This is a genomic window from Bacterioplanoides sp. (assembly GCF_965219715.1).
Classification (GTDB): Bacteria; Pseudomonadota; Gammaproteobacteria; order Pseudomonadales; family Oceanobacteraceae; genus Bacterioplanoides.
Window position 1 is genome coordinate 1981732 of record NZ_OZ244785.1, and the last position, 26938, is coordinate 2008669.

25 protein-coding genes are annotated in these 26938 nt (G+C 47.7%); 8 read left to right on the forward strand and 17 right to left on the reverse strand.

The genetic code is table 11. The annotated features are described in order from the left end of the window. Positions 1-5 precede the first annotated feature (5 nt). The 13 genes from ACOQOZ_RS09510 to fliS form a co-directional block, all read right to left on the reverse strand. The gene (locus tag ACOQOZ_RS09510) at positions 6-2135 is read right to left on the reverse strand and encodes a chemotaxis protein CheA (RefSeq protein ID WP_420592032.1); all 2130 of its coding nucleotides are present in this window, start codon (positions 2133-2135) and stop codon (positions 6-8) included. A 5-nt stretch (positions 2136-2140) separates the two neighbouring features. Continuing rightward, positions 2141-2503 carry a response regulator gene (locus ACOQOZ_RS09515; RefSeq protein ID WP_420592033.1) on the reverse strand — a complete coding sequence of 121 codons (363 nt, stop codon included), beginning with the start codon at positions 2501-2503 and terminating at the stop codon, positions 2141-2143. Positions 2504-2532: 29 nt separating this feature from the next. Then, positions 2533-2820: an STAS domain-containing protein gene (locus ACOQOZ_RS09520; RefSeq protein ID WP_420592034.1), complete on the reverse strand. Its 288-nt coding sequence runs from the start codon at positions 2818-2820 to the stop codon at positions 2533-2535. Between the two features lie 120 nt (positions 2821-2940). Further along, on the reverse strand, positions 2941-3396 hold the full coding sequence (gene fliJ, locus ACOQOZ_RS09525; RefSeq protein WP_420592035.1) for a flagellar export protein FliJ: 456 nt from the start codon (positions 3394-3396) through the stop codon (positions 2941-2943). A 2-nt stretch (positions 3397-3398) separates the two neighbouring features. Further along, on the reverse strand, positions 3399-4736 hold the full coding sequence (fliI, locus tag ACOQOZ_RS09530; protein ID WP_420592036.1) for a flagellar protein export ATPase FliI: 1338 nt from the start codon (positions 4734-4736) through the stop codon (positions 3399-3401). Then, positions 4726-5601 carry a FliH/SctL family protein gene (locus ACOQOZ_RS09535; protein ID WP_420592037.1) on the reverse strand — a complete coding sequence of 292 codons (876 nt, stop codon included), beginning with the start codon at positions 5599-5601 and terminating at the stop codon, positions 4726-4728. The genes fliI and ACOQOZ_RS09535 overlap by 11 nt, the downstream gene beginning before the upstream one ends. Before the next feature lies 1 nt (position 5602). Then, complete coding sequence (gene fliG / locus ACOQOZ_RS09540; protein ID WP_420592038.1) at positions 5603-6640, reverse strand: flagellar motor switch protein FliG; 1038 nt, start codon at positions 6638-6640, stop codon at positions 5603-5605. Then, a complete protein-coding gene (fliF, locus tag ACOQOZ_RS09545; RefSeq protein ID WP_420592039.1) occupies positions 6633-8345 on the reverse strand; it encodes a flagellar basal-body MS-ring/collar protein FliF in 1713 nt (570 codons plus the stop codon). Before fliF ends, fliG begins: the two co-directional genes overlap by 8 nt. 13 nt (positions 8346-8358) lie before the next feature. Continuing rightward, the gene (gene fliE / locus ACOQOZ_RS09550; protein ID WP_420592040.1) at positions 8359-8742 is read right to left on the reverse strand and encodes a flagellar hook-basal body complex protein FliE; all 384 of its coding nucleotides are present in this window, start codon (positions 8740-8742) and stop codon (positions 8359-8361) included. A 205-nt stretch (positions 8743-8947) separates the two neighbouring features. Further along, positions 8948-10303: a sigma-54-dependent transcriptional regulator gene (locus tag ACOQOZ_RS09555; protein WP_420592041.1), complete on the reverse strand. Its 1356-nt coding sequence runs from the start codon at positions 10301-10303 to the stop codon at positions 8948-8950. Positions 10304-10322: 19 nt separating this feature from the next. Beyond that, positions 10323-11540, reverse strand: a complete 1218-nt coding sequence (locus ACOQOZ_RS09560; protein ID WP_420592042.1) for a sensor histidine kinase — start codon at positions 11538-11540, stop codon at positions 10323-10325. Between the two features lie 188 nt (positions 11541-11728). Then, positions 11729-13189: a sigma-54 dependent transcriptional regulator gene (locus tag ACOQOZ_RS09565; protein WP_420592043.1), complete on the reverse strand. Its 1461-nt coding sequence runs from the start codon at positions 13187-13189 to the stop codon at positions 11729-11731. Between the two features lie 264 nt (positions 13190-13453). Next, a complete protein-coding gene (gene fliS / locus ACOQOZ_RS09570) occupies positions 13454-13912 on the reverse strand; it encodes a flagellar export chaperone FliS (protein WP_420592044.1) in 459 nt (152 codons plus the stop codon). 279 nt (positions 13913-14191) lie between these two features. Here fliS and ACOQOZ_RS09575 point away from each other — a divergent pair, with 279 nt between their 5' ends. Then, entirely contained in the window at positions 14192-16213 is a 2022-nt protein-coding gene (locus ACOQOZ_RS09575) for a methyltransferase domain-containing protein (protein ID WP_420592045.1), read from the forward strand. Positions 16214-16339: 126 nt separating this feature from the next. Here ACOQOZ_RS09575 and ung read toward each other — a convergent pair whose 3' ends face one another. From ung to prfB, 3 genes are all read right to left on the reverse strand, one after another. After that, complete coding sequence (gene ung, locus ACOQOZ_RS09580) at positions 16340-17020, reverse strand: uracil-DNA glycosylase (protein ID WP_420592046.1); 681 nt, start codon at positions 17018-17020, stop codon at positions 16340-16342. Positions 17021-17119: 99 nt separating this feature from the next. Then, positions 17120-18667: a lysine--tRNA ligase gene (lysS, locus tag ACOQOZ_RS09585; RefSeq protein WP_420592047.1), complete on the reverse strand. Its 1548-nt coding sequence runs from the start codon at positions 18665-18667 to the stop codon at positions 17120-17122. Between the two features lie 194 nt (positions 18668-18861). Continuing rightward, a protein-coding gene (gene prfB, locus ACOQOZ_RS09590; protein ID WP_420592048.1) for a peptide chain release factor 2 occupies positions 18862-19957 on the reverse strand; the annotation gives its coding sequence in 2 pieces (ribosomal slippage) (positions 18862-19884 and positions 19886-19957; 1095 coding nt in all). Positions 19958-20251: 294 nt separating this feature from the next. Here prfB and ACOQOZ_RS09595 point away from each other — a divergent pair. From ACOQOZ_RS09595 to ACOQOZ_RS09625, 7 genes are all read left to right on the forward strand, one after another. Then, positions 20252-20446: a (2Fe-2S)-binding protein gene (locus tag ACOQOZ_RS09595; protein WP_420592049.1), complete on the forward strand. Its 195-nt coding sequence runs from the start codon at positions 20252-20254 to the stop codon at positions 20444-20446. A gap of 209 nt (positions 20447-20655) precedes the next feature. Further along, a complete protein-coding gene (locus tag ACOQOZ_RS09600) occupies positions 20656-21636 on the forward strand; it encodes a GlxA family transcriptional regulator (protein ID WP_420592050.1) in 981 nt (326 codons plus the stop codon). Positions 21637-21736: 100 nt separating this feature from the next. Next, positions 21737-24046 carry a CCXG family PEP-CTERM protein gene (locus ACOQOZ_RS09605; RefSeq protein ID WP_420592051.1) on the forward strand — a complete coding sequence of 770 codons (2310 nt, stop codon included), beginning with the start codon at positions 21737-21739 and terminating at the stop codon, positions 24044-24046. Beyond that, positions 24043-24489 carry a YbaN family protein gene (locus ACOQOZ_RS09610; RefSeq protein ID WP_420592052.1) on the forward strand — a complete coding sequence of 149 codons (447 nt, stop codon included), beginning with the start codon at positions 24043-24045 and terminating at the stop codon, positions 24487-24489. The genes ACOQOZ_RS09605 and ACOQOZ_RS09610 overlap by 4 nt, the downstream gene beginning before the upstream one ends. A gap of 4 nt (positions 24490-24493) precedes the next feature. Next, a complete protein-coding gene (locus ACOQOZ_RS09615; RefSeq protein ID WP_420592053.1) occupies positions 24494-25354 on the forward strand; it encodes an alpha/beta fold hydrolase in 861 nt (286 codons plus the stop codon). A gap of 67 nt (positions 25355-25421) precedes the next feature. Next, a complete protein-coding gene (locus ACOQOZ_RS09620) occupies positions 25422-26093 on the forward strand; it encodes a phosphatase PAP2 family protein (RefSeq protein ID WP_420592054.1) in 672 nt (223 codons plus the stop codon). A 250-nt stretch (positions 26094-26343) separates the two neighbouring features. Continuing rightward, on the forward strand, positions 26344-26625 hold the full coding sequence (locus ACOQOZ_RS09625) for a hypothetical protein (RefSeq protein WP_420592055.1): 282 nt from the start codon (positions 26344-26346) through the stop codon (positions 26623-26625). Between the two features lie 7 nt (positions 26626-26632). Here the strand turns inward: ACOQOZ_RS09625 and ACOQOZ_RS09630 are convergent, their stop codons facing one another. Next, positions 26633-26797, reverse strand: coding sequence for a hypothetical protein (locus tag ACOQOZ_RS09630; protein WP_420592056.1), 165 nt, complete (start codon positions 26795-26797; stop codon positions 26633-26635). Between the last annotated feature and the right edge of the window lie 141 nt (positions 26798-26938).

Genomic DNA, 26938 nt, shown 5'->3' on the forward strand with positions numbered 1-26938 from the left:
ATTCCTTAAGCCGCCTGCTCTGGCGCTTTATTGCCTTGAGCGAGCGGTTCAATACGCTTGCCGATACTGGAGATATCAATAATTAATGCGACAGTACCGTCTCCGAGAATCGTGGCGCCTGAAATACCATCAACCTTCTGATAGTTTTGCTCCAGGCTTTTAATAACAACCTGTTGCTGGCCCAATAAATCATCCACAACCAGACCAATTTTTTCGTTATCCCCTTCGACGATAACCAGCATGGCTTCATCAGAGTCATCAATTCCACGCTCCAGATTAAATACTTCTTCGAGGCGGATAATCGGGATGTACTCTTCACGCAGCTGCATTACCTGCTGGCTGCCAGTAATATTGTTCAGAGATTTCTTTTCTAACTGAATGGATTCAACAATCGAGACCAGTGGGAAGATATAGGTTTCGTTAGCAACCCGGACGAGTTGTCCATCAAGAATGGCCAGTGTCAGAGGCAGGCGGATGGTAAATGTTGAACCTTCGCCAGGTTTTGAAGAAACATCAATGCTGCCATTAAGTTCGTTGATGTTACGCCGAACCACGTCCATACCAACACCACGACCGGAAATATCGCTAACCGCCTCTGCCGTCGAGAAACCTGGCAGGAAAATCAAATTGTGAATTTCCTCCGGCGTCAGCACATCACTTTCCTGAATAAGCCCATTGATAATGGCTTTTTCACGAATTTTCTCTTCGTTCAGGCCTGCACCATCATCCTTAACTTCAATAACGATGTTGCCACCCTGATGGAATGCATTAAGAGTAATTGTGCCCTGCTCAGATTTACCGGCCGCTAAACGCGCCTCGGTTGTTTCTAAACCATGATCCATCGAGTTGCGAACCAGATGCACCAGAGGGTCACCAATTTTTTCCATCACGGTTTTATCAAGCTCGGTATTTTCACCCAGCATGACAAGGTCAATCTTTTTGCCCAGCTGATTACCCAGATCGCGAACCAGTCGAGGGAAACGGCTGAACGCAAAACTGATCGGCATCATGCGAATTTTCATCACACTTTCCTGCAGCTCGCGGGTATTTTGTTCCAGTTGAGATAAACCTTCCTGCAGTTTTGCCAGGCGGCTTAAGTCAAAGTCGTTACCAAGCTGGCCCAACATAGACTGGGTGATAACCAGCTCACCGACCATATTAATCAGACTATCGACTTTATCGATGGATACCCGGATCGAAGAGTTTTCTCCGGCTTTTGCCGCATTTTTCGCAGCGGGTTGTTTCGCTACCGCTGGCTTCACAGCCGGCTTAATAACCGCTTTATTTTCTTCCGCTGGTGCAGAACTCTCCGTTGCCGCGTTATTATTTGTGTCCTCAGATGGCTCAATATTGGCTTCAGCTTGAGACTCAGTAACCGCGGAACTCTGCTCTGGTTGCGCTATTTCAGCTTGTGCACTCAAAGGCAGATATTCAATTTCACAATCGTCTTCGACCCACTCGAATACACAGGAAATCTCTTGTTTTTCTACATTCTTACGAACGTAAATATCCCAGTTCAGATGACATTCTTCCGGATTAAGGCTGGTAAATTCCGGCAGTGTGGAAAAATCAGGCGTAATTTCCAGGCAATCTTTACCGACGATATCGGCCAGCTCGCGGAACATACGGAACGGCTCGTTACCGGTCCGTAAAATATCGACATCACTTTTAAAGCGAACGTGCCATCCTGCATGGGTATTACTGTCTTCAGAGTTGGCTTCTGCAGTTTCTTCAGCGGCTGCAGAATCACCATTAAGAATGGCTTCGAAATCTGTTTTTAACTCGTCGGCACGAGTCATATCAGCTTCGTCACCCGCTTGCAGGCTGGTGAGCATTGAACGCAGGCAGTCGACAGATAGCAGGAATAATTCGACGTAGCGTTGCTCCATCGAACGTTGCCCGGCACGAATTTCATCAAGCAGTGTTTCCACCACATGAGTGAACTCAGAAATCTGCATAAAGCCAAAAGTGCCAGCACCACCTTTGATGGAATGTGCGGCACGGAAGATGGTGTTGACCGTTTCACTGTCGACATCGCCAGGCTGCAATTCAAGCAGCTGGCTTTCCATGATATCGAGGCCTTCAAAGCTTTCTTCGAAGAAAACCTGATGAAACTGTGAAAGATCAACACTCATAACGATTATCCTAAAACGCGCTTAATAGTGCTCAGCAATTGGTCTGGATTAAACGGCTTAACAATCCAGCCAGTGGCACCGGCCTGCTTACCCTGCATCTTCATGTCACCTGCTGATTCTGTTGTCAGCATTAACACCGGGGTAAATTTATAATCGGCAAGCTGACGCAGCTCTTTAACTAATTCAATACCATTCATATTCGGCATATTCACGTCTGACAGCACCAGATCAAATTTACCTTTTTTAGCTTCCGCTAACGCTTCGACACCATCACTCGCTTCTACTACCTGATAGCCAGCGCCTTTTAGAGTAAAAGACACCATCTGACGCATGGACGCAGAGTCGTCGACAGCTAAAATATTCGCCATGTTGGAGAACTCCTGTTCGAAATAACTACTTATTGGGTGCTTGAGAGACCAAGCGAAGAGCACAGGCCTAAGTAACCTGCGGTTTCAGAAAGGCAATCACTGCTGCCGGTCCAATGGATATCATGCCCGGTTTTTTGTAGTTCCCGCCTTAAACTGACCACCAGCTGCAGGCCTGCGGTATCACAATAATTCACGGCAGAAGCATTCAATTCGACGTCAGCATCAGACGTCAAAGCACTTTCCATTTCGCTATAAAGGCGTTCAACATGCTCAATACTGAGCCGTTCACCGCAATTAATATTGATTCTGTCCGACATGAAGGACACCTATCTCTCTCTTCTCAGGATTAAGATTAGACGCCGTTTACAAAGCTGCTAAATAACTTTGCAGCATTTTTTGAATTTCGGAGAGGAAAATAATCTGAACAAATGTGCAGATTATTTTTTATGAGATTGGAATGCCTGCCGATTGGCCCATTCATCCGCAACACGCTGCGCTTGCTTGTCCTGCTGAGCATCAAATTCTGCGTTTAATTTTTCCTGCAGGCCATGTAATGCTTTCACCTTACCGTGTTGTTCCATGTACACTTTTTTTGCCTGTTCAGCTTGCTGTTGGGTCAGATTCAGCTGTTCACTTTGCTGCAGTAAAGCTTGTTTAATCTGGCCAATAAATCCCAGTGCATTCTGAATGGATCCGCCACTGAGCGTGCGCGCTGACGGCACGGAAATGCCTTTTTGGTACTCAGCGACGTAGCTGTCCAGCTGTTGTTTTTGCGCTTCTTCCTGTTGCAGCTTTTGTTGTAATTTTCCCCATTCTGCTAAGGCCTGTTGCTCCGCTTTTTCCGCTAGATCAACAATAACCTGTAACCGTTTGGCTCTTGGATGGCGCTGCATCTTTATGCCTCTTGCTGAGCAGCCGGATCAGGGAATAACGCCTGCAGCTGGCCATAACTTTCCTGCAACGAAGCACCTTCGTGCAATTGCTGTCGTAACATCGCCTTAATCGCAGGCATCCGATCCATCGCAGCATCCAGTACCGGATCACTGCCAGCCTGATAGGCACCAACACTCACCAGATCCTGATTCTGACGATAATGCGCCATTAAATGTTTACATAGCTGAGCTTTTTGCAGCCAATCCTGATCGACGATTTGTGGCATTACCCGGCTTACAGAGGCTTCAACATCAATCGCCGGATAATGGCCCTCTTCAGCCAAGGCACGGGATAACACAATATGGCCATCGAGAATTGCCCGGCTGGCATCGGCGATAGGATCCTGCATATCATCGCCTTCACTGAGCACGGTATAAAATGCGGTTATTGAACCACCACCGGCAGGACCATTACCGGTACGTTCGACCAGCTTGGGAAGCTTATTAAACACAGAAGGCGGATAACCTTTTGTGGCCGGAGGCTCACCCACTGCCAGGGCGATTTCACGTTGCGCCTGGGCGTAACGCGTCAACGAATCCATTAATAATAAAGTGTTTTGACCCTGGTCGCGGAAATACTCCGCCACAGAAGTGCAGTACTGAGCAGCGCGTAAACGCATCAACGGAGAATCGTCCGCAGGGGAGGCAACCACCACAGAGCGTTTTAATCCCTCTTCGCCAAGAATTTCATCGATAAATTCTTTGACTTCCCGTCCCCGCTCACCAATTAACCCAACCACAATAATGTCGGCCTCGGTAAAGCGGGTCATCATTCCCAACAATACCGACTTACCCACACCACTGCCGGCAAATAAACCAATACGCTGGCCGCGACCCACCGTCAGCATGCTGTTAATAGCGCGAATTCCAACGTCGAGCGGAGTGCGAATAGGATCACGATGAAGAGGATTAATAATGCGGCCCTGTAAACTGCCGGGCTCCGGATCCTGAATCGGACCATGAGCATCTAACGGTCGACCGGTACCATCCACAACACGGCCGAGTAAACCGAAACCAACCGGCACATCAGAACTGCCATGAAGTGGCCAGACCCTGGCCCCCGGACGCAGGCCATCAACCTGCTCAATTGGCATCAGAAAAATACGGTCCTGGTCAAAACCAACCACTTCCGCTTCAACGTCTTCGTCGCCGCCTCGCTCGACCATGCAACGATCGCCAACTTTGACGTTTAATCCCAGCGCCTCAAGAGTTAAGCCAACCATACGAATTAACCGTCCGGCAACTTTCGGACGATAATGATCTGCTTCGGGCGTTAACTGGCGCCAGTGATCACTCAGCATTATCCGACGCCAATGGGTTATCGAGATCCAGATCCGCGGCTGAATTTTCTGCGGCTTTCAGTAATTGTGGAATAAACACCTCAAGTTCGGCGTTCAGTTTTTCAGATACCGAGTATTCGATTAACGTTTGCTCGGTTTCGATACGACAATCACCGGCTGCCAGAGCCGGGTCAGAATGGAAGTGCATTGTCTCGGTATCAAATCCGGAACGATCCAGGTGGCTTATATCCGCGGCATTTAAATACACTTTGACCGCTTGGCCAGTGCCGGGTAATTCCTGTAATGCATCACGAATAAATTGCTCCATCGCCAGGTTGCCCAACGATAACTCGTGCTGCAAAACCTGGGAGGATAAGTTACGAATCATTTCACAAACGACGATCGGCAGCTGCTGATCCCGCTCGATAACACTGGCGCGCAAATGCTGATTAATCCGGCTCAGTTGTTCACAGGCTTGCTGAATTTGCTGCTGCCCTTGCTCCAGACCCTGAGCTTCGCCACTGTCGAATCCTTGTTGACGCCCTTCCTGTTCACCTTTAGCGCGCCCTTCTTCAAGCCCCTGAGCAAAACCTTGCTCGTAGCCCTGTTTTTCGCCTTGCTGACGCCCTTCAACCAGGCCTTGTTCTAAACCGGCGTTGTAGGCATCGCGGCGAATATTTTCCAGCTCTTCGGCAGTTGGCATCGGAAAAGATTCCGGTTCTGCTTCGGCTTGCTGCTGTTCTTTTTGTTGCTGCTCTTTCTCTTCTTTTTCCACCAGCCAGGCAGGCTTTTCCGTCCAGAACGGTAATCGCCAGGGTTTCACATCTTCTTTTACTTCATCCTTGGCAATTGGATGAAAGTGATGGTTCTGACGTAATTCAGTCATCTTACATCATGGCCTCGCCACCACCGCCCAGCACAATCTCACCGGCATCGGCCAGTCGACGAGCAATGGTAAGAATTTCTTTCTGTGCACCTTCAACTTCACTGACTTTAACCGGACCTTTCGCTTCAAGGTCATCACGCAGCAATTCGGCCGCACGTTTCGACATATTTTTGAAGATTTTTTCCTGCACTTCCGGATCGGCACCTTTCAGAGCAACCACCAACAGATCGGTGGAAACTTCACGCATCAATGCCTGGATGCCGCGGTCATCAACATCCACCAGATTGTCGAAGACAAACATCAGATCCTGAATTTGTGTACCAAGGTCTTCATCCACTTCTTTAATCTGTTCAAGCAGGTCATTGGCAATAGCGCTATCAACCATGTTAACAATGTTCGCCGCCACTTTAACGCCACCCATCGAGGTGGTCTGGCCACCGGCATTGCCAGTGAACTGACGCTCAAGAATATCGTTCAGTTCTTGCAGTGCGGCAGGCTGTACCGCTTCCAGTGCAGCAACCCGCATCACAATATCGAGGCGCACTTTCTCATCAAAATTCGATAACACTTCTGCCGATTGATCAGGGTCGAGATACGACACCACAATCGCCTGAATCTGCGGGTGTTCGTGACGAATTAAATCCGATACCTGACGTGGCTCCATCCACTTCAGTGAATCCAGACCTGTGGTATTTCCACCCAGTAAAATCCGGTCAATTAATGCGCCTGCTTTATCAGAACCGAGCGCCTGAGTCAGCATGCTTCGGATATAATCGTCCGAGCCTAAGCCCATACCAGTCTGACCACTGACCGACTCAAGAAACTCAGCAACCACACCTTCAACCTGCCCCTGATTGACGCTGGTCAGTGTCGCCATAGTCGTGCCGACTTTCTGAACTTCTTTTGGCCCCATGTGTTTCAGGATCTCTGCGGCGTCTTTTTCACCAAGAGTCATTAATAAAACCGCCGCACGCTCAACCCGGCTCAGGTTCGCCAGGGAGCTGTCATCAGTTTCTGCTGGTGTATTATCTTCAGGCATCGCCTTCGTTCACCCATTTAATTACGACTTGTGCCACCCGTGCCGGATCTTCAGCAATCAGGCCTTTTAATGCATCCAGTTGTCGTTCAAAACTTTCTGACGCACCAGGTAGCAGGTATTCGTCCATACCGGACAAGGTAACTTTTTCTTCATCCAGACCCGCTTCAGCATCTTCCAGTTCTTCCAGCAAGCTGAGCTGCTCTTCTTCTTTACCACGATTGGCAATACTCTTAATCGTAGGCCGGATCACACCGAATATAAGTACCAGAATAAAAAGTCCGGCAAGAATTTGTTTCATGATTTCCCAGAACCATGGCTGGGTCCAGAAATCCGGATCACCCAGCGATAATTCGCCGTCACCCATAAAGGCCGAATTAATCACGTTAACACTGTCGCCACGAGCCGCATTAAAACCAACCGCATCTTTAACCAGTACTTCAAGGCGTTGTAAATCGGCTTCCTGCCACGGCACATAAATAGTGTCACCGTCGGCATTAAGAGATTCACGGTCATTCACCACAACCGCCACAGTTAACCGTCGGATACGACCAACCTGATGTTGCTTAAAGCTCAGAGTACGGTCGACTTCATAGTTGCGTGTTGCTTCAGAACGGCGATTAACCGCACCACCCGCACCGGCACCACCAGCCGCCTGTTCGGGAGCCACTGCATCCACCGGCGGTTGGTTAGACAAAGCTCCGGGAATCCCGCCGTTCTGTTTACCAGCGTTTTCCTCATCAATTAATTGTTCACTGCGCAGTGCAATTAAATCCGGGTTATATAGTTCCTCGGTTTGCTCCTGCACCGTAAAGTCTACATCAGCCGACACTTCGGCTTTGTAATTTTCCGTTCCTAATACCGGGCGTAAAATGTTATTCACAGCCTGAGTAATGGAACTCTCTACTTTTTCAGTATATTCCAGCTGTTTTGTTGCCAGAATTTCATCGGTCTGTTCATCTTCTTTTGATAATAAATTGCCATGCTGATCAACGACTGAGACATCGCTTTTATCCATTTCAGCAACGCTTGACGCAACCAGGTTAACAATTGCTTCAACCTGTTTTTTCGATAAATCCCGTCCCGGATACATCTCAACAAAAACCGATGCTCTTGGTTTACGCTGATCGCGAACAAATACCGATTGTTTTGGCAGCGCCAAATGAACTCTGGCATTACGAACTGGTTTTACTGAGGTAATTGTACGCGCCAGTTCACCTTCCAGACCGCGACGATAACGCGCATTCTCAATAAACTGACTGGTTCCCAAAGTACTGTCTTTATCAAGCACTTCCAGGCCCACGGTTTTATCGTCGATTAAACTGGCCGATGCCAATACCATTCGCGCCTGATGTAAATCACCGGCCTGTACCATTAATATTTGTGAACCAGGATCGATCTCGAAAGGAATACCTTCGCGTTGCAACACTTCGATAATTTCCTGGGCGTTATGATCCTGCAAACGAGTGATTAATGGTTTATAGGTAGGATCTTGCGACCAGATCATGATAGCTATGGCTAACGCTACAACTAATGCGATACCCGCAATGACACCAGCCTGGCGCACAATGGTTAAGCGATTAAAGCCCGCCAGAACAGGATGCGCGCCTTCGTCCGGGTTATTTTCCGGAGTTTGCGCAGGTAAATCCTGATCTGTTGCTTCTTGTTGCTCTGGAGCGCTGGTTTGTTGAACTGGTGCGTTTTCCATGACTTAAACCTGCTTACACCGGCATATTCATGACGTCTTTATAAGCTTCAACCAGCTTATTACGCACTTGTGTCATCGCCTGAAAAGACACAGAAGATTTTTGCATCGCCACCATCACTTCTGGCAGGTCAACACTTGGGTCACCCATCTCAAAACGTTTTTGCAGATCACCTGCCGTTTTTTGGTTGGTATTAACCGTATCCACCGCATTTTTCAGCATTGCCTGAAAATCCGGAACGGTGTTATCACCTTTAGTCGGCTGTGCGACATCCTGCACTTGCTGCGGACGCAGCTTATCAACCTGGCTTGCCTGATTATCGTGATTCGAACGGATCTGATCCTTAACCTGACGCATTTGCATTAATACGGCATTTACATCTACGCGATTATTAACCATTTTTTCTACCTCACAGGCCACTGGCGAGCCAAACCGTTTACTGACGCATTTCTCTGGTAAAGGCGTCATTTTTTCAACTATTAATCCTTCTCTGCAAACAGCTTGCCAATTCTCTATTCACACCCGACGCCACAACAACCCTCTGCTTCAGGCACAAAAAAGCCGGCATGTGCCGGCTAATTGTTAATAACTGGAGATTGCTGAACTATGCCGTCAGCATCGATTCCACATCGATACCATCTTCGCGCAACTTAGCAACTTTGTAGCGTAACGTTCTTGGACTGATCCCTAACCGATCTGCTGCGTCTTTACGACTCGGCTCTTCCTTCAGCGCCTTAACAATCAGTTCAACTTCACGATGCTTCAGGTCATTCCCTAATTCACCATCATTCACCGTCATTACCTCCACCGGAGCAGTTGACTGCAGTTGGCGATTTTTCGGCACCGGCGTCAGAATAAAATCATTCGCAAACAACTGTGGTCCTGACTGAACGATTAACGCGCGTTGCATGGTGTTATCCAACTCGCGAACATTACCTGGCCAGGGGTGTGATAACAGTTTTTGCTCCGCATCAGCAAGCAGCTGAGGCATTGGACGTTTCATTTTTCCAGCATGATGCGCTAATAAACGACGTGCCAGCGGCAATATATCATCCTGACGCTCACGCAACGGCAGCCACTGGAGCGGGAAGACACTTAAACGATAATATAAATCTTCACGGAAATTGCCTTCCGCTACATAGTCAGCTAACTCGCGGTTCGTTGTGGCAATAATTCTGACATCCAGATCAATGATTTTTTTACCACCCAGACGCTCAACCTGTCGTTCCTGAATAACACGCAGCAGTTTTGCCTGCAGGCCCAGATCCATCTCGGTAATTTCATCGAGTAAAATGGTACCGCCATCGGCCTGTTCAAACTTACCGGCACTGGCACTGTAGGCACCGGTAAATGCACCTTTTTCATAACCAAACAACATGGCTTCCAGCATATTTTCCGGAATAGCGGCACAGTTAATGGCAATAAAAGGCTGCTTTTTACGCTCAGAGTTCTGGTGAATATAGCGCGCCAGCACTTCTTTACCGGTACCACTTTCACCACTGATTAATACCGTAGAATCGGTTTGTGCGACACGCTGTGCCAACTGGAATAATTGCTGTGACGCTAACGCTTCACAAACCGGTTCTGAATCGTCCGTCTGATCACCTTCGCTGTTAAACGGTTTTAACAACGCATCTAATTCCGCCAGCTCAAAAGGCTTCATCAAATAATCATTGGCGCCACGCTGCATGGCTTTAACCGCCTGGCCGACATCGCCGTAGGCTGTCATTAATACCATTGGCAGCCACGGGTGTGCTTGTTTAACCTTATCCAAAAGCTCAAGGCCGTCCATTCCCGGCATATTAATGTCAGACAGCACCAGATCAACTTCCTGATTAGTCAGAACCGCCATCGCTTCAATACCGTTCGGAGCTTCGGATACCTCATGCCCTTTGAGCATCAAAGTGTCGACAATGGCTTCGCGTAAACGAGGATCATCTTCTACCACTAAAATTCGCATATTATTTCTCCTCCACGACTTAAGCGTGTAATCCCCGGATTACCGGAATAGATAATTCAGCAGACAAGCCACCTAATTCGCTGTCTGCCAGACAGAACTCACCTTTGTGCGCATGCACAACCGCATGAACAACCGCCAGGCCCAGGCCTGTACCGTTGCTTTTGGTGGTGTAGAAAGGTTCCATCATCTGTTGTTTTTGCGATTCATTTAAACCAGAGCCATTGTCCATGACCTGAATATACAAACCTTGCTGGCGGCGCGTGATTCGCACCAGAATTTCGATTGGGTATTCGCCGGATTCCAGCGAATTATTAACCAGGTTCATCAAGCTGCTGATCAACGCATCTTTATTGCAAACCAACAAAGTACCCGGAGCCTGATTATCGATCGTGCAGCTGGCCTGGAATTGCTGCAGCTGGATTTCCATCGCAGAATTAAGACCATCGACCAGTTCTTCTACTGAAATTTCGTCGTTTAACGGCGCTTCACCACGGGCAAAAATCAGCATATCGCGCACCTGGTTTTCGAGGTGCTGTAAACGTTCCTGCAACTTACCGGCAAAGCGAACACGCATATCCGGTTGCAATGTTTCCGAACCGAGATGGCCGGCATATAGGGTTGCTGCTGCCAGTGGAGTACGAATCTGGTGAGCTAATGACGCCACCATTTTCCCCATTGCAGATAGGCGCTCATGCTGGCTTAACTGAGATTGCAGCGCCCGGGTTTCAGTCATATCAGTCAATAAAATTAACTGTCCGCAATTATTCGCCATGGCTGCAATACGCAGGTTCACTTTGCGGCCATCCACCAGAGAAATTTCGTGACCATCATCACTCTGAGGCTTAAAACACTGCTGAATTAAACGCACCCAACGCTGACCAATTAACGAGGTTTTTTCACTCGCTTTCAGCAACAGATCATCCGCTGCCGGGTTAGCCTGGGTCACAAAACCGTTTTCATCCAATACCAACACACCCGCAGGAAGAAGCTGCAGCAAACTTTCCAGACGATCGGCCAACTGCTCTTTTTCCGCCAGCTCGTGCATACGCTGGGCTGAAACATTGGCCAGCTCGCCACTCAGTTGCTCAACCTTATCTTCAAGAAAGGCGTAGGAATCTGTCAGCTGCTGTGACATCTGATTAAACAGAGTAAACGCCTGCTTTAATTCAGCACGATCGAGCTGGGGCTCTCCCAGTGGAATAACGTCAGTGTCCTGGCGCAAAGCTGCATTCGCCATACTTACTCCTCACAGATTGTCGGTTATCCGGCAGAAAATTTGTCATGTTCAGGAGGGAGCAATTAGCGTGCCGTATTTTTTACGCCAACAAGAAGGTTCTGCGTCAAATATTTAATTAAGACGTTTTTCAGATACAAAAAAGCCGGAATTAACCGGCTTTTTTGTCAGCGAGATACAGGAAACAGACATCAGGCGATGTCTTTTTCCTTACGGGAGATATTGTATTTCCGCATCTTCTCGACCAGTGTGGTACGACGAATGTTCAGCTTTTCAGCCGCACGGGCAACAACACCATTGGCATCATCAAGCGCTTGCTGAATCAACGAACATTCCAGATCGGACAGATACTCTTTCAGATCCAGGCCATTAACAGGCAATAATGCCGGAGAGTCGATACCGGCCAAACCATTTTCGGTCTGGGTCACATCGGCAACCGCAGGAACAGAGAAACCTTCGTCACCATCATCAACGTGGCGGAATTTCTTCGGCAGTTCATTCACACCAACCACACCATAAGGATGCAGAATAGCCAGACGCTCAACCAGGTTCGCCAATTCGCGTACGTTACCATGCCAGTCGTGACGACACAGAGACATAATGGCAGCGGAGTTAAAACGAATGGAACCCCGCTTTTCATTCTCCAGGCGAGATACCAGCTCATTCAACAGCAATGGTAAATCTTCCACACGCTCGCGCAGAGATGGCATATCAATAGGGAAAACATTCAGGCGGTAGTACAAATCCTCACGGAATGTACCGTCCTCGATCATCTTCTCCAGATTTTTATGCGTTGCAGCAATAATGCGCACATTAGCGTTCAAGGTTTTATTGCTACCAACCCGCTCAAACGTATGCTCCTGTAAAACACGCAGAATTTTCACCTGCATATTCAGAGGCATATCGCCGATTTCATCGAGGAATAAGGTGCCGCCTTCAGCCATTTCGAAGCGACCCGGACGACTGTTAATCGCTCCGGTAAATGCGCCTTTTTCATGACCAAACAGTTCGCTTTCTAATAATTCTGCCGGAATTGCACCACAGTTAACCGGTACAAATGGCTTGTTACGGCGATGGGAATGGTAATGCAGATTACGTGCAACCACCTCTTTACCCGTGCCGGAATCCCCCTGAATCATAACGCTGACGTCTTTATCCGCCACCTGCATAATTAATTCACGCACGTGCTGGATTTGACGACTGGTACCAACCAGGCTGCGGAATAGCTGAACTTCACGACGCTCACCGCGACTGCGGTTGTGAGTGTATTGCTCGCGATATACCTGGCAACGATGCAGGCTATCTAATAACTTGTTGTAGCTCGGTGGCATTTCTACCGAAGCCAACAAAGCACGACGAATATTTTCAGGTAAAGATTCTGCCTGAACAGCCGTGCCAATCGATAAAATAGGAATGCCTTTATCCCAGGTCAGCAGTGCTTCAATCACATCAGCGACCGGAATATTTTTGCTATCACCTAATAAAACAGCACTGATTTCAGTACTGTCTTCTACTTTACCTTCAATTTCTCTGCGCCAATCGCTGGGCTGAGCCACTATGGCTTCTTCCCCAAGGAAGTCCAGAATGACCTTCAGATCGTGACGCCTCTGCTCATCATCATCGATCAGCAGAACCTTAATTTCTCTCCACATGGCGACCAGCCCTTTCCTTCCCAATTTGACCCTAGCGAAGCGTTGCTAGCGTCGATTGTTTGACAACGGTTAATGCAGTTAAGTATCAAACTGCAGAGAAGTCAAACTTCTGACGTTGTTTTTTGTTTTTAATTTCAGTCGTTAGACTTGGGTCATTTATAGCTGAAGTTGTCGCCCAAAGACAAGACGACAACAACAGAATCATGAGAAAAAATAAGTACTTAGAGTCTTATTTATTAATGATGCCGAAATTCAGAAGTAAATTCAGACAGTTACCTGACCGGCGAGACGAGACTCGGTATCCGCTTTGGAAACAGCGCTGTGTTTATTCAACGTTTCCAGATATTCCTGACGAATTCCGTCCCATCCTTGCTTAATTTCAAGCAACAAAGACATGACTTCATCGATCATATCAACGTCATTGAGACGACTCGCCTCTAATAAGCGTCGGTTCATATAAGAATACAAACGCTCAAAATTTGTCGAGATATCACCACCCTGAGAATGATCCAGACTGTCTTGCAACGTCTGGATAATTTCCATAACCCGGCCTAACAAATTGGCTTTGGTATCCATTTCGTTACGGCCGATAGCCCCCTTTGCCTGGGACATACGGGTTAGGGCTGCCTCCATCAACAACTGGATAAGACGATGAGGATCAGCGTCCAGCACTTCCGACGTGCGGTTCACCTGCTGATACTGCTTAGCACCTGAGTTGTACATGTAGGTGTCTCCTGAATTTAATGTCTCGTTTTCAGTATGACGGCACGTATCCGGAAATCTTTAGTAAAATTGTTGCCAGCGGATGCAATTAGCAGTGAATCCTTAAGCGGCAAAGCGGCAAGCACTTACCTTCAGCATCCGCTCATTTCCGCTCCAAAGCACCTAAATCCGATTATTTTCCTTATATTTCAGCAACTTAAGAATTGGCACACAGCCTGCTTAGCGAACAACAACAGAAATATTTTTACCCAACGAGCGGTAACAGTTCGAGGCTACCCAATGGCAACTGCACAACTGAACCTCAGAGAAGTACAACACACAGGCGACCAGCATCAGGATTTGTACCAGCTGGCCAGCCACTTCTATCAGGACGCTATCGAGCAGGACAACCAATTACTGCTGGCCGATGCTGCACAGCTCGCTGAGCAAGCCTGGCAGATCAAACCCAACTATGTGCCCGGGCTTAATCTGCTTTGCCGTATCGAATTACAACGTCACAATATTGATCATGCCTGGCATTGGGTTAGCCTGGGCCTGTCGCAAAAACCCGATAGCATCAACTTGCTGTACAGCGCTGGCCATGTCGCTCTCGCAGAACAAGATCTCGAGCGAGCACACAATTATTTCAGCAAGGCTTATAAAATATCCCGGGTAGCTACTAAATCCGGTAACTACCTTGCTCATATCGCGTTGTTAAAACAGGATTATTTACAGGCATTCCAGTATTACCGCGAATTAATTAAAACTCAGGCCCAGGATCCGCAGGTTAAATCCGGGCTGTTTTCTGCAGCAGAAAAACTGACTGCAGATTTTTATTCCGATGAGCTTGAGCAGGATTTATTACGCTATCTGGATTTTCACGATGTTGATTACTCGCAGCTGAGACCACTGGCGAGCAGTTTATTAAAACATAAACTTCATTTGTCTGAAGCAGGCAGTCCGCTGGAGCTTGAAGCACTGGCAAGCGACCCATTATTACTCACCTGCCTCGAAAAGTTTTATTTCTGCGACCCGATTCTTGAGCGCCTGCTGATTACCCTGCGCCAGAGCGTATTTATTTCCAGCTCGGCTCAGCTATCGATTACCAATGATTTAATTCCACTGGCCAGCGCTATCGGCCATCAAACTTTCCTTAATGAATCCGTGTGGTATCAAACAGAGCAGGAAAGTAAGCTGGTCGAGCAGCTTCATCAGCTTGCAGGCCGCATGATTAATATGCCAGAGCTGGGGAATCAGGATCTTTACCCGATTTTATTATTGTTGTTTATGTATCAGTCACCGCAACAATGTAAATTCGCCAGCCTTCTTGATAATGAAGCTCTGGCCTGGCCACTTCCCCTTGGCAACCTGATAGAAAAAGCATTAATTGAAGCTCAGTCACTACAAGAGAAGCAGCAACATTTAACCAGCTTTGGCAGTTCGAACAATCAGGTATCGGAGAAAGTTGCCGATCAATACAACAACAATCCATATCCCCGCTGGAGTGATATTGGTTATAGCCAGCCCAGCGGCTATTGGCAGGCGCTGGCTAATTTATTTCCTGAAAAAATTGCCATACGACAACAACCTAATCCGATCCGAGCACTGGTTGCCGGAAGCGGTACCGGCCGACACGCTTTGCGTTTAGCACGCTATTTCCATCATATGGAAATTACAGCACTGGATCTGAGTCATCAGGCACTGGCATACGCACAAGTAAAAGCGGATCAGTATCAGGTTAAAAATATCGATTTTATTCAGGGTGATATTTTACTGGCAGAACGGCTGGGCCAGCAATTTGATGTGATTGAGTGCTCGGGTGTTCTGCACCACATGCAAGATCCACAAGCTGGCTTACACGCGTTAGTAAAACAACTGAAAAGCAATGGCCTTATTAAGATTGCTTTATACAGTACAGCCGCCCGTGCAAATATTATTAAACTCAGAAATGACCTTGGACAGCATATGCCAACCGAAGCGAATGATATGCGCTTGATTCGCGAGGCGATGTTACAAGGCTCCTTGACAGGTGACTGGTCAGACATCTTTAATTCGGCGGACTTTTATAGTTTGAGTGCATGTCGGGATCTGTTATTCCACCAGCAGGAACACACATATAACTGTCAGCAACTTCAGCAGCTACTCGATGACGCAGAATTAGAATTTATCGGCATGATTCCGCAAGGTGAAAGTGAACAACTGGCGCAGCAGCTATTTAATAAATCAGGCCATCAGTTGACTCTGGATCAGTGGGGAGAAGTAGAGAATCATAAACCTGAGTTATTTGCGGCTATGTATCAGTTTTATGCACGTAAACCTTAGCCTCAAGATCTGACAGAGTCCGTATTTTTCAGCCGCCGGATCTGTGGGCCGTCCATGGCCCTAGATCCTACCGCGATATCCTATCGCTGCTATGAAAAATACAGACCCTACCAAATCTTTATAACATTACAGCTGCCAATTAATCGGAGCCTGGCCCTGATTAATTAAAAACTGATTAATGGTCGAGAACTGACGCTGACCAAAAAATCCACGATGCGCAGACAGTGGCGATGGATGCACCGACTTCAGTACCATATGTTTGCTCTGATCTATCACTGCCCCTTTCTTCTGGGCGTAACTTCCCCATAAAACAAACACCAAGCCGCTACGCTGTTCGTTTAATGCTTTAATTGCCGCATCAGTAAACTCTTCCCAGCCCTTCTTCTGATGAGAACCCGCTTTGGTTGCTTCAACGGTTAACGTCGCATTCAGCAGCAAAACCCCCTGATCAGCCCAGGGCGTCAGATCACCTGTACCTGACATCTGAACGCCCAGGTCAGCGTTTAACTCTTTATAGATGTTAACCAATGACGGCGGCACCTTCACACCATCTGGCACCGAGAAGCTTAATCCCATCGCCTGACCCGGACCGTGATACGGGTCCTGACCAATAATCACCACCCGCACCTGTTCAAACGGCGTATGGTTAAAGGCATTAAAGATTAATGGGCCAGGAGGATATATTTCTTTACCCGCTTGTTTCTCTGTACGCAGAAACTCACGCAGGTTATGCATATAAGGTTGCTGCAGCTCATGGCCTAACACCTGCTGCCAGGAAGGATGAAGTTCGCCCGGTTTGCCCATCATAAAATCCTTTATAAAAATCGGATAAAAAAACAGGCAGCAAAGCTACCTGTTTTTCTTTTACTTTATTTTAAAGCGCTAACGCCGACAGTGCAGTTAGCATCAGCCGTCTGCCAGCGGCTTCATATGCGGGAATAAAATCACATCTTTAATAGTATGACTGTCAGTGAATAACATCACCAGACGGTCAATACCAATACCCTGACCCGCTGTTGGTGGCATACCGTACTCCAGCGCACGAATATAATCGTCGTCGAAGTGCATTGCTTCGTCATCACCAGCGTCTTTTTCTTCGACTTGCTTACGGAAGCGTGCTGCCTGATCTTCAGCGTCATTCAGCTCCGAGAAGCCGTTTGCCAGCTCACGGCCACCGACGAAGAATTCGAAGCGATCAGTCACAAATGGGTTGTCGTCGTTACGACGCGCCAGTGGTGATACTTCCCATGGATATTCGGTAATAAAGGTTGGCTGATCCAGTTTTTCTTCTGCGGTTTCTTCGAAGATTTCACAGATGTATTTACCTGGGCCCCAGGCAGCCTGCTTCGGAGAATCCGGCACACCAACTTGCTTAGCATAAGCTTTTAACTGCTCGAAGTTTTCTTCTGGATTCGCAAAGACTGCCTGATCGAAATCCGGGCAATATTTCAGAATCGCTTCAACCATAGTCATGCGCTGGAATGGCTGAGCAAAGTCGTACTCAGATTCACCGTATTTAATGGTAGTGGTACCCAGAACCGTTTCAGCGATGGTACGCAGCATATCTTCGGTCAGGTCCATCAGGTCGTGGTAAGTCGCATACGCCTGGTAGAATTCAATCATGGTGAATTCCGGATTGTGACGCGTGCTCAGACCTTCGTTACGGAAGTTACGGTTAATTTCGAATACTTTATCGAAGCCACCCACAACCAGACGCTTCAGATACAGTTCCGGTGCAATACGCAGGAACATATCAATGCCCAGGGCATTGTGATGCGTTTCAAATGGCTTAGCCGTTGCACCACCCGGAATAGTTTGCAGCATTGGTGTTTCTGCTTCGATATAACCACGCTGCGACAGGTAGAAACGCATGGTTTCGATTACCTTGGAGCGGATCATAAAGGTGTTACGGGTATCTTCATTAATGATCAGATCCACATAACGCTGACGGTATTTCATTTCCTGGTCAGCCAGACCATGGAATTTGTCCGGCAGCGGACGCAGAGATTTGGTCAGAATGGTAAAACCTTCAACGTCGTCGACTTCTACGTACAGCTCACCTTTACCGGATAACTGCAACGTACCGGATGCACCAATAATGTCGCCGATATCCAGCTTCTGCCAGGCATCACTTTCTTTTTGCAGTTGTTTACCCATGTAAACCTGCAGACGCGAGGTGCTATCCTGGAAACCAACGAACGGGCCACGCTTGCCCATAACACGACCAGCAACGGAAACTTTAATACCCGCTTCGGCTAATTCTTCTTTTGACTTCTCGCCGTGTTCGGCTTTCAAATCGCCTGCCAGATTTTCACGTTTAAAATCGTTGCGGTGACCGTTGGCATTACAGTCTTCACGCATTTGCTCAAGCTTCTGACGACGCTCGGCAATTAACTTATTTTCATCTGCACTTTGTGCTTCAGCCGCAGGCGCTGGAGTATTTTGATCTGTCATTTCTGATTCCAAATTCTAATCTTTGCCGAATTCTTAAGCCTTCAGATACTGTTTTTATGAGCAGCAACTGAAGCTTTTAAGAGCACTTCAGAAGTTTTTTCAAAGCAGCAACAGGATGTTGCGTGCGCATCGCAGGCACAAGGATGTGCCTTACGATGTGTGCGACTGAAAAAATCTTGTGTAGTGCTTAATAATTAAAGGCCTTGCTTCAAGCTAGCTTCAATAAAGGCATCTAAATCACCGTCCAATACCGCCTGGGTATTGCGGTTTTCTACACCGGTACGTAAATCTTTAATACGAGCGTCATCCAATACATAAGAACGGATCTGGCTGCCCCAACCAATATCTGCTTTTGAATCTTCCAGTGCCTGGGATTCTGCATTGCGCTTCTGTAACTCGTGCTCATACAACTTAGCTTTTAACTGCTTCATTGCCTGATCTTTGTTCTTGTGCTGAGAACGATCATTCTGACACTGAGTTACGATATTGGTTGGTAAGTGAGTGATACGTACCGCAGATTCCGTCCGGTTAACGTGCTGACCACCCGCACCGGAAGCGCGGTATACGTCGATCCGTAAATCCGCCGGATTAATCTCAATATCGATATTGTCATCCACTTCCGGCGAAACAAACACAGAAGAGAAAGACGTGTGACGACGATTACCAGAGTCAAACGGTGATTTACGCACTAAACGGTGAACACCGGTTTCTGTACGCAGCCAGCCGTAAGCGTATTCGCCTTCAACCTGAATGGTTGCACCTTTAATACCGGCAACTTCACCTTCGGAAACCTCCATCAGCTCACCTTTAAAGCCGTGAGCTTCGATCCAGCGCAGGTACATGCGCAGCATCATATTGGCCCAGTCCTGCGCTTCGGTACCACCGGAGCCTGACTGAATTTCCACATAGCAGTTATTTTCGTCCAGCTCGCCAGAGAACATACGGCGGAATTCCAGCGTCTCTAATTGAGCCTGCAGACCGTTCAGTTCTTCACGAACATCATCAACCGTACCTTCGTCATCTTCTTCCACCGCCATATCTAACAGATCACGGCTGTCAGCCAGACCGGTATTCAGGTCATCGATGGTTTTTACTACCGCTTCCAGGGAAGAACGTTCTTTACCCAGTTCCTGTGCACGGTCCGGATCATCCCAAACGTCCGGTTGTGCCAGCTCCTGTTCTACCTCTTCTAAACGCTCGGTTTTGGTAGCGTAGTCAAAGGTACCCCCTAAGCACGTCTGTACGCGCTTGCAGGTCTTTAATCTGTTCGACGATAGGATTGATTTCCAAGGCTCTGTCTCGCTTCTTTCTATAGCTGCTATCTATAAAGGGACTGTCATGACCAAACCGGATATCGGAGCCGCAATTGCTCGACGAAGTTGGCAGACAAAAAAGAGGCAGCATTTTACCTGAGGCGTGGCCAGGATGCGACCTTCCGCCAACGCAAAGGTCTATGTGTATTTCCTGACATTTGAGAATTCAGTTACAAATGCGAATACAAACTTATTGCAAATTCTTCGCATTACGCTTAAAGTTCAATCCATAGTCATTCTCATTCAGATTTCCATCAAGGTTGAGACCCCAATGTACGTTTGTTTATGCAAAGGCATCACCCAGCAGCAGATTCAGCAAGCTGTTGAAAACGGTGACAGCTACGCACAGATTCGCCAGAAAATGGGCGTAGGCACCGACTGCGGTTGCTGCGGCCAGAGTGCGAAACAAATGATCCGTGAGCATTCGAATAAAATGCCGGTGTGTGAGTTCGCAGAAGCCAGCTAACACCGTACATATAGAACTAAAACCAGCCAAGAGCTGGTTTTTTTATGCCTGAAAAATAGCAATACAAGGTCAACTCTGTCGCATATCCCATCAATAATGCTTGTTAAGCCAATCGGATAGGTTCAATATGCCTGCATACCAGTTATTTGTGCCACTATCCCCTGCGAGAGTGGCCGATCCACCAACCGATTGAATTACGTTAGAGTGCCATGCTGAATATCGTTGTCGCCGGATTTGATAAAGCCCTCGCCTCCGCCATAACCGGCGTTACCGATTTATTTGGCCTTGCGGGCGTCACCTGGAACCTGATTCAGGGTCAGCAACCGGAAAAAGCGTTTAATGTAAAAATCGCCAGCAAAGACGGCGGTCCGATCCACTGTATTAATGGTCTGCAGATTGGCGCTCATATGAGCTTCGATGATATTACCGAAGCCGATGCCATTGTTATCCCAACAATCGGCGGCCCAATCGAGGAAGTTGTTCAACATACGCCTGAATTACAGGCCTTACTGCAACGAGCCAATCAGCAAGGTTGGACCATCGCTGGTAACTGCACTGGCAATTTCCTGCTGGCTGAATCCGGTATTCTCGATCATAAAACCGCCACAACCCACTGGGGCTTTAAAGAACAATTCCAGCAACACTATCCACAGATCGAGTTAAAAGCCGATCAGCTGATTACCCGCTCCGATAACATTTATTGTGCTGGCGGCGGCTTAGCCTGGTTCGATCTGGGGCTGCATATTATCGAACGCCAGATTGGTTTCGAAGCGGCGATTCAAACAGCTAAAGCCTTTGTGATTGATTATCGTCGCGACACCCAGTTGTCATACTCTCTGATGCGTTTATCCAAGCCGCATAAAGACGATTTAGTGCGTGAAGCGCAAAGCTGGCTGGAACAACATTACGCCGAGCAATTCACCGTGGAACAACTGGCAGAACGCTTCAGTGTTTCCAAACGAACTCTGATCCGGCGCTTTAATGCCGCGCTGGAAATGCCACCGAATACCTATGTGCAATCGTTACGCATTGAAGGTGCACAGAAGCTGTTGGAAGAAACCGAACGTACGGTTGATGTGGTGATGAATGATGTGGGTTATGAAGACGCCAGCTCTTTCCGTCGCCTGTTCCGTAAGAAAACCGGCCTGACACCGACAGAATATCGTCGCCGTTTTGCACGTCGATTGTAAAATCTGATTAATTCTTTGTTTTAAGGCAATTTTGACCGTTCAGCTAATAGGAGCCACAAGTCTGATTCAGTAAAATGGCGCCTCTATCATGGAGACTGATATGCGTTGGTTTGTAATCTGCTTGTTGTTGTTTTCTTTTCCGGCTGTTGCAGCGCTGGATTGCCATTGGCCATTTAAAACTCAGGTAACTGTAAATACCTCCGCCAACGTGCCTGATAACTATCAGGTTCGAATCAATATCACTGCCAGCGATTTGTTTAGCGGTTATGACTGGAGCAGCGATGGCCGGGATTTACGTGTATTCGATAGCGATGACAATACCGCCCTGGATTTCTGGATCGATCGCTGGGATCAAAGCACAGAAACTGCCTCTATCTGGGTACGTTTTTCCTCTCTGTCTCCTGGTAGCCGAACACTGTATCTGTATTATGGCAATCAGAATGCTCAGCCAATCACTCAGGTTCCACCGGTATTCACCTACCCGGGCATTCGTTTTCATACCCGCAATACCAGCGCGAACCCAACCAATTACACACAAGCCGTTAATGCATTTGAGTCCGCTGCCGATGGTGTGACAGGTTATGGCTGTAAGTTTATTACTGACTTCACCGCCATTACCAACCGCAACCAGTTTTCCCCCAGCCAGCGCCGCGACAATTTTGGTGCCCGCTCAGAAAGTTACTTTGAAGTTAAACCCGGTGAAGCAGGATTCTGGGAATTTCGTTATGGCTCGGACTTTGGTCGCGGCGGCGGTTTATTTGTTAACAGCACAGCTTTAGAAGAACAGTGGAATGACGATCTGTGGTGGGCCAACAACTGGTCTAACAGTGATGTGTTAGAAGGTGGCATCAACCTAACAGCCGGATACCACAAACTTGAAGTATTAGGTTTTGAAGGATGCTGTGATGGTGGTATCACCGTGCAATTCAGAAAGCCTGGTGGTTCCTGGCAGACGTTTACCACCAGTAATATCGACATCCGATCAGCCGCATGCCCGGTGCAAACCAATATCGCGTTTGGTGCCCATACCGTGTGTCGCGCTGAGCTTGAAGTGATGTCATTTGGCAGTGGCAGCAATAACAGCACAGCTCCGGATGTCTGGGTAGAAGCCAGTCCACGCGCAGTGACCTACAAAGTTCGAAACAACGGTGACAAGCCAACCCTTCCAGATACCCGTTTAGATATTACACTGCCGGGCAACCTTAATCTGGACTCCAGTACATTAAACGGCTGGAGTTGTCCGGGTAGCACAGGCAACACATTAAACTGCGTTTATTCGACGGCAGTCAGTTCCGGAGCTTTCTTTCCGGACATTACATTAAATCTGATTCCAACCTCTACCTTGCCAAGCCCGGTGACGCTATCAGCGACCGTCACTGGCTTACAGTACGACGCAGATCTCAATAACAACACCAGAGCAATCAGTCTGGCTATACGCGCATTAAATCTGCCGTCAGGTCTGACGGGCGGCTGCTCCGCTCAACCAGGCCTTGTCACCGGTTTTTTTAATACCGTGGGAAACCCGGACGGGAATGGCTGGGCTGACAATAAAGCCGAGTTCGACACTCTGGAAAACAGTTATGCCAAAGGGCCAACTCTTTATGGCTACACGCTACTTAATCAGGTGAATGGCTCTGCTAACCCATTCGGTAGTGACGAGCAATACTTGACCGTTTTTGATGGCTATATCCGCTTAGATTCCGATGGAGACTATCGCTTTGCCGTCGATGGTGACGATGCGGTTGAGCTGACACTGTTCGACTCCAACAATGTCGAACACATTGCTGCCTGGTATGGTGGCCATGGCGCCATAAATAATCCACAAACGAATAGTCCAGCCACGATTATTAACAACGGTTTTGGTCAGGGTTTCTTTCGTTTCAGGTTCCGACATCAGGAAAATGCTGGCGGTGACAGTTTCCGAGCGTATTGGCGCAGACCCGGCGACAGTAGTTATTCGTTAATCCCGACCAGTCAGTTCTTTAATTGTACAGCTGACCAAAATATTGAGCTTTCTTCTGTGCTTGCGGTGATCAGTGATCCGATTAACAGCTCAAACTTTAAAGCAATTCCCGGCGCAGTCATCAACTACACGGTCGTGGCGAAAAACCTAGGCAATATTAGCAGTGATTTGAATACCACCGTACTTGAGCAAGCGATCGATGATGGTAGTGAATTACAAACCGGCTCCTTAAGTTTCACAGACGGCGCCGGTAATAAAGCCAGCGGGCTGAATATCGCAGGAGTTACCGTAACCTACCTGAACGCTGCCGGAAACCCGGTGACACCAGCCACGGGGTTTGATCCGCTGGTACGAAAAATCCGAATGAGCTTTAATGGGACATTTAAACCGAAATTCGATACGCTGGAACCCGAGTTCAGCTATCAATATCGGGTTCGACTACAGTGACCGAGACCAAAACTTCCCAGGCTTCTGCGAAATCAGCAAAACGTATCAATCAGCCAATATTGCGGCTGATGGTACTTGGCCTGGGTTGGCTCAGCGTATTTCTCGGTTTTATTGGTATTTTTTTGCCTGTGCTGCCAACCACACCTTTTCTGCTAGTCGCAGCCGCCTGCTTTTTACGCACATCTCCCCGCTTTTATAACTGGCTGGTATCACATCCACGTATGGGGAAATATCTGCTTTATTATCTCGATGGCAAAGGCCTCCCGGTTAAAGCAAAAATCTATACCCTGATATTAATGTGGACCTCATTAATTTCCACCGCCTTTATTTTTGTACCGAGAATAACTGTACAAATCATCCTGCCAATCGTTGGTTTATTAGTCAGTGTTTATATTCTGCGCCTGCCAACTCTTAAACTACGTAGCGACAATCAGGACGGATAATTCTATGCAAGTGGTTGACCTGAAGCAGTGGCAGGAAAACGCCCAAATCTTCCATTTTCGTGGCGAACAGTTTTGCTATTGGACATCCGTCAATCCGGCTGACAAACCCGCATTATTATTAATTCATGGTTTTCCCAGTGCGTCATGGGACTGGTCGCCCATGTGGAGTACTCTGGAAAAACACTATCACCTGATTGCGGTTGATATGCTGGGCTTTGGCTTCTCCAGTAAGAACCCGAATGCTGATTACAGCATTAATTTTCAGGCTGATCTGCAGCAGGCACTGTTACAGCATCTGAAAATAGAAAACCATTCTGTTCTTGCTCATGACTACGGCGATACCGTGGCTCAGGAACTGCTCGCGCGAGATCATCACAAACATCACATTCAGCAAATGTTTTTGTTAAACGGCGGCCTGTTTCCCGAAACCCATCGCGCCCTGTTTGTGCAAAAACTGATGCTGTCACCAGTGGGGTTTCTGACACCGTTTTTTATTAACAAAAAACTGTTTCTGCGTTCTTTCGCAAAAATCTGTGCCAAGCCGTTATCAAGCGAAGAACTGGATGGCCTGTGGCTGTTAATGGCCCATAACCAGGGGCCAGCTGTTATGCCAAAGCTGATTCACTATATGAAAGAACGACGCTTACATCGTGAGCGCTGGGTCAGCGCTTTGGCAAATAGCCGCACTCCTCTGGTTCTGATTAATGGCAGTGATGATCCAATTTCCGGCGCTCATATGGTTCGACGTTACCGTCAGATCGTACAAACCAACCACATCTACGAATTACCCGGCATTGGCCACTATCCGCAACTGGAAGACCCGGCTTCCGTATCTCAATTAGTCCTCGAAACTTCGTCCGTCTGATAGGAGATGACGTCAGCGAAATGACAAGGTAAGCTGCCGCGTCTGAATATTTTTCGCGGAAAACGCCATGTTGTTAAAACGTCATTTTGACTGGATCAGCCTGATTATTCTGGCCGCCTTATTTATGATCTGGCCGGAGATTGATCTGGCAGTCAGCAATTATTTTTACGACCATGAAAATCAACAGTGGCCGTTGAAGTACCACCCGGTTAACACTTCCATTTATGCCCTGTTTCGCTACATGCCGCATTTTTTGCTGCCGATTATGCTGATTTGTATTGGTATGACGTTCTGGCGTAATGGCATCAGCAAGCAACACCGCAACCCGTTGCTGTTCCTGTTTCTGGTTTTATTGATTGGCCCCGGTCTGATCGTACATGGTGTTTTCAAGGAAGGCTTTGAGCGTCCACGCCCACGCCAGGTTCAGGAGTTCAACGGCGGAAGTGGTTTCACTCCGGCTTTCGTTGTGTCAGACAGCTGTGAGAAGCGCTGCAAATCGTTTGTAAGTGGTCACTCTGCGATGGGCTTCTTCTTTATGGCTCTGGGCTGGGTTTTCCGCTCGAAACGCTGGTTCTGGTTTGGCATAGGCTTAGGCGTCATCAGTAGTCTGGTGAGAATTGTTCAGGGAGGACACTTCCTCAGTGATACAATTTTTGCCGGGTATGTTGTGTACTTTACCTGTCTGTTTATGTCTTCCTGGCTTTTTAACAGGCGAGGTATTGAGAGTGACCCCAATTGATACATACAAGGCGCCCAATTGCCTAGAACACTCGTCTTAGAAACGGCAAACTGAAATTCAGGTTCTGGAAATCGAGCAGCGTTGTCTGACAAAGCTTCTCGTGCATGAACCCTGATCTCCTTGTGTTTATCGACACCTTTTGCCCAGCTTTTTAAGCTGGGTTTTTTATGCCTGAAAGATTTGTAACATCACTGGAGCAAGGCCGTCATCCGTTGCTATAGTGTTTTGATAACTACACCTTCCGCTGCTTATGAATTCACTTAACCCGCTTCAGAATAACTTTATTGCGCCAGACAGAAGTGCACGTCAGGAGCCCCAGCGCTCCGAACGGCCGGTGCGTGAGCAGGTTAAACGAATTGATGAAGTTGAGGTAGTGTCAGCAGATATTAGCGATCTGGAGTTTCTCGCCCAGCAACAGGCGGAGCAACAACAACAACGGCAGAGCCAGTCCAGGGAAAGTAATGCGTTCTTGCAAACTCAGGATCTGCAATCAGAGGGTTCGTTGGGACGTTTTATTGATATTCAGGCATGAGCGGAATTTAAGGTCTGACAACGGCAGAACGTCGCAGTGAAGCAATTTCTGCATTCTCAAGCTCGTATGATACGTTCACTTCCCGCACAACCACTTCCGGTTCAGCAAAGCCAACCCAGTAGGTCAAAGCCAGCGTTAAAACTAAAAATGTCGTAAGAGTTACCTGAGCCATGATGTAGAAATCTTATTTTTGTTTTACTGAAGGTTAAAATAAATCTCCCCCAGACAGCAAACGCCAATCAAGTACGATAGAACCACTAAATTTGCATCCCAGACATGTACACAATCGAAAACCTTATCATTAGCTTCATCT

Excerpts from the sequence above, each read along its gene's own strand:
- ACOQOZ_RS09510 (WP_420592032.1), bottom strand. The coding sequence starts at position 2,135 with ATGAGTGTTGATCTTTCACAGTTTCATCAGGTTTTCTTCGAAGAAAGC.
- ACOQOZ_RS09515 (WP_420592033.1), bottom strand. The coding sequence starts at position 2,503 with ATGGCGAATATTTTAGCTGTCGACGACTCTGCGTCCATGCGTCAGATG.
- ACOQOZ_RS09520 (WP_420592034.1), bottom strand. The coding sequence starts at position 2,820 with ATGTCGGACAGAATCAATATTAATTGCGGTGAACGGCTCAGTATTGAG.
- fliJ (WP_420592035.1), bottom strand. The coding sequence starts at position 3,396 with ATGCAGCGCCATCCAAGAGCCAAACGGTTACAGGTTATTGTTGATCTA.
- fliI (WP_420592036.1), bottom strand. The coding sequence starts at position 4,736 with ATGCTGAGTGATCACTGGCGCCAGTTAACGCCCGAAGCAGATCATTAT.
- ACOQOZ_RS09535 (WP_420592037.1), bottom strand. The coding sequence starts at position 5,601 with ATGACTGAATTACGTCAGAACCATCACTTTCATCCAATTGCCAAGGAT.
- fliG (WP_420592038.1), bottom strand. The coding sequence starts at position 6,640 with ATGCCTGAAGATAATACACCAGCAGAAACTGATGACAGCTCCCTGGCG.
- fliF (WP_420592039.1), bottom strand. The coding sequence starts at position 8,345 with ATGGAAAACGCACCAGTTCAACAAACCAGCGCTCCAGAGCAACAAGAA.
- fliE (WP_420592040.1), bottom strand. The coding sequence starts at position 8,742 with ATGGTTAATAATCGCGTAGATGTAAATGCCGTATTAATGCAAATGCGT.
- ACOQOZ_RS09555 (WP_420592041.1), bottom strand. The coding sequence starts at position 10,303 with ATGCGAATTTTAGTGGTAGAAGATGATCCTCGTTTACGCGAAGCCATT.
- ACOQOZ_RS09560 (WP_420592042.1), bottom strand. The coding sequence starts at position 11,540 with ATGGCGAATGCAGCTTTGCGCCAGGACACTGACGTTATTCCACTGGGA.
- ACOQOZ_RS09565 (WP_420592043.1), bottom strand. The coding sequence starts at position 13,189 with ATGTGGAGAGAAATTAAGGTTCTGCTGATCGATGATGATGAGCAGAGG.
- fliS (WP_420592044.1), bottom strand. The coding sequence starts at position 13,912 with ATGTACAACTCAGGTGCTAAGCAGTATCAGCAGGTGAACCGCACGTCG.
- ACOQOZ_RS09575 (WP_420592045.1), top strand. The coding sequence starts at position 14,192 with ATGGCAACTGCACAACTGAACCTCAGAGAAGTACAACACACAGGCGAC.
- ung (WP_420592046.1), bottom strand. The coding sequence starts at position 17,020 with ATGATGGGCAAACCGGGCGAACTTCATCCTTCCTGGCAGCAGGTGTTA.
- lysS (WP_420592047.1), bottom strand. The coding sequence starts at position 18,667 with ATGACAGATCAAAATACTCCAGCGCCTGCGGCTGAAGCACAAAGTGCA.
- ACOQOZ_RS09595 (WP_420592049.1), top strand. The coding sequence starts at position 20,252 with ATGTACGTTTGTTTATGCAAAGGCATCACCCAGCAGCAGATTCAGCAA.
- ACOQOZ_RS09600 (WP_420592050.1), top strand. The coding sequence starts at position 20,656 with ATGCTGAATATCGTTGTCGCCGGATTTGATAAAGCCCTCGCCTCCGCC.
- ACOQOZ_RS09605 (WP_420592051.1), top strand. The coding sequence starts at position 21,737 with ATGCGTTGGTTTGTAATCTGCTTGTTGTTGTTTTCTTTTCCGGCTGTT.
- ACOQOZ_RS09615 (WP_420592053.1), top strand. The coding sequence starts at position 24,494 with ATGCAAGTGGTTGACCTGAAGCAGTGGCAGGAAAACGCCCAAATCTTC.
- ACOQOZ_RS09620 (WP_420592054.1), top strand. The coding sequence starts at position 25,422 with ATGTTGTTAAAACGTCATTTTGACTGGATCAGCCTGATTATTCTGGCC.
- ACOQOZ_RS09625 (WP_420592055.1), top strand. The coding sequence starts at position 26,344 with ATGAATTCACTTAACCCGCTTCAGAATAACTTTATTGCGCCAGACAGA.
- ACOQOZ_RS09630 (WP_420592056.1), bottom strand. The coding sequence starts at position 26,797 with ATGGCTCAGGTAACTCTTACGACATTTTTAGTTTTAACGCTGGCTTTG.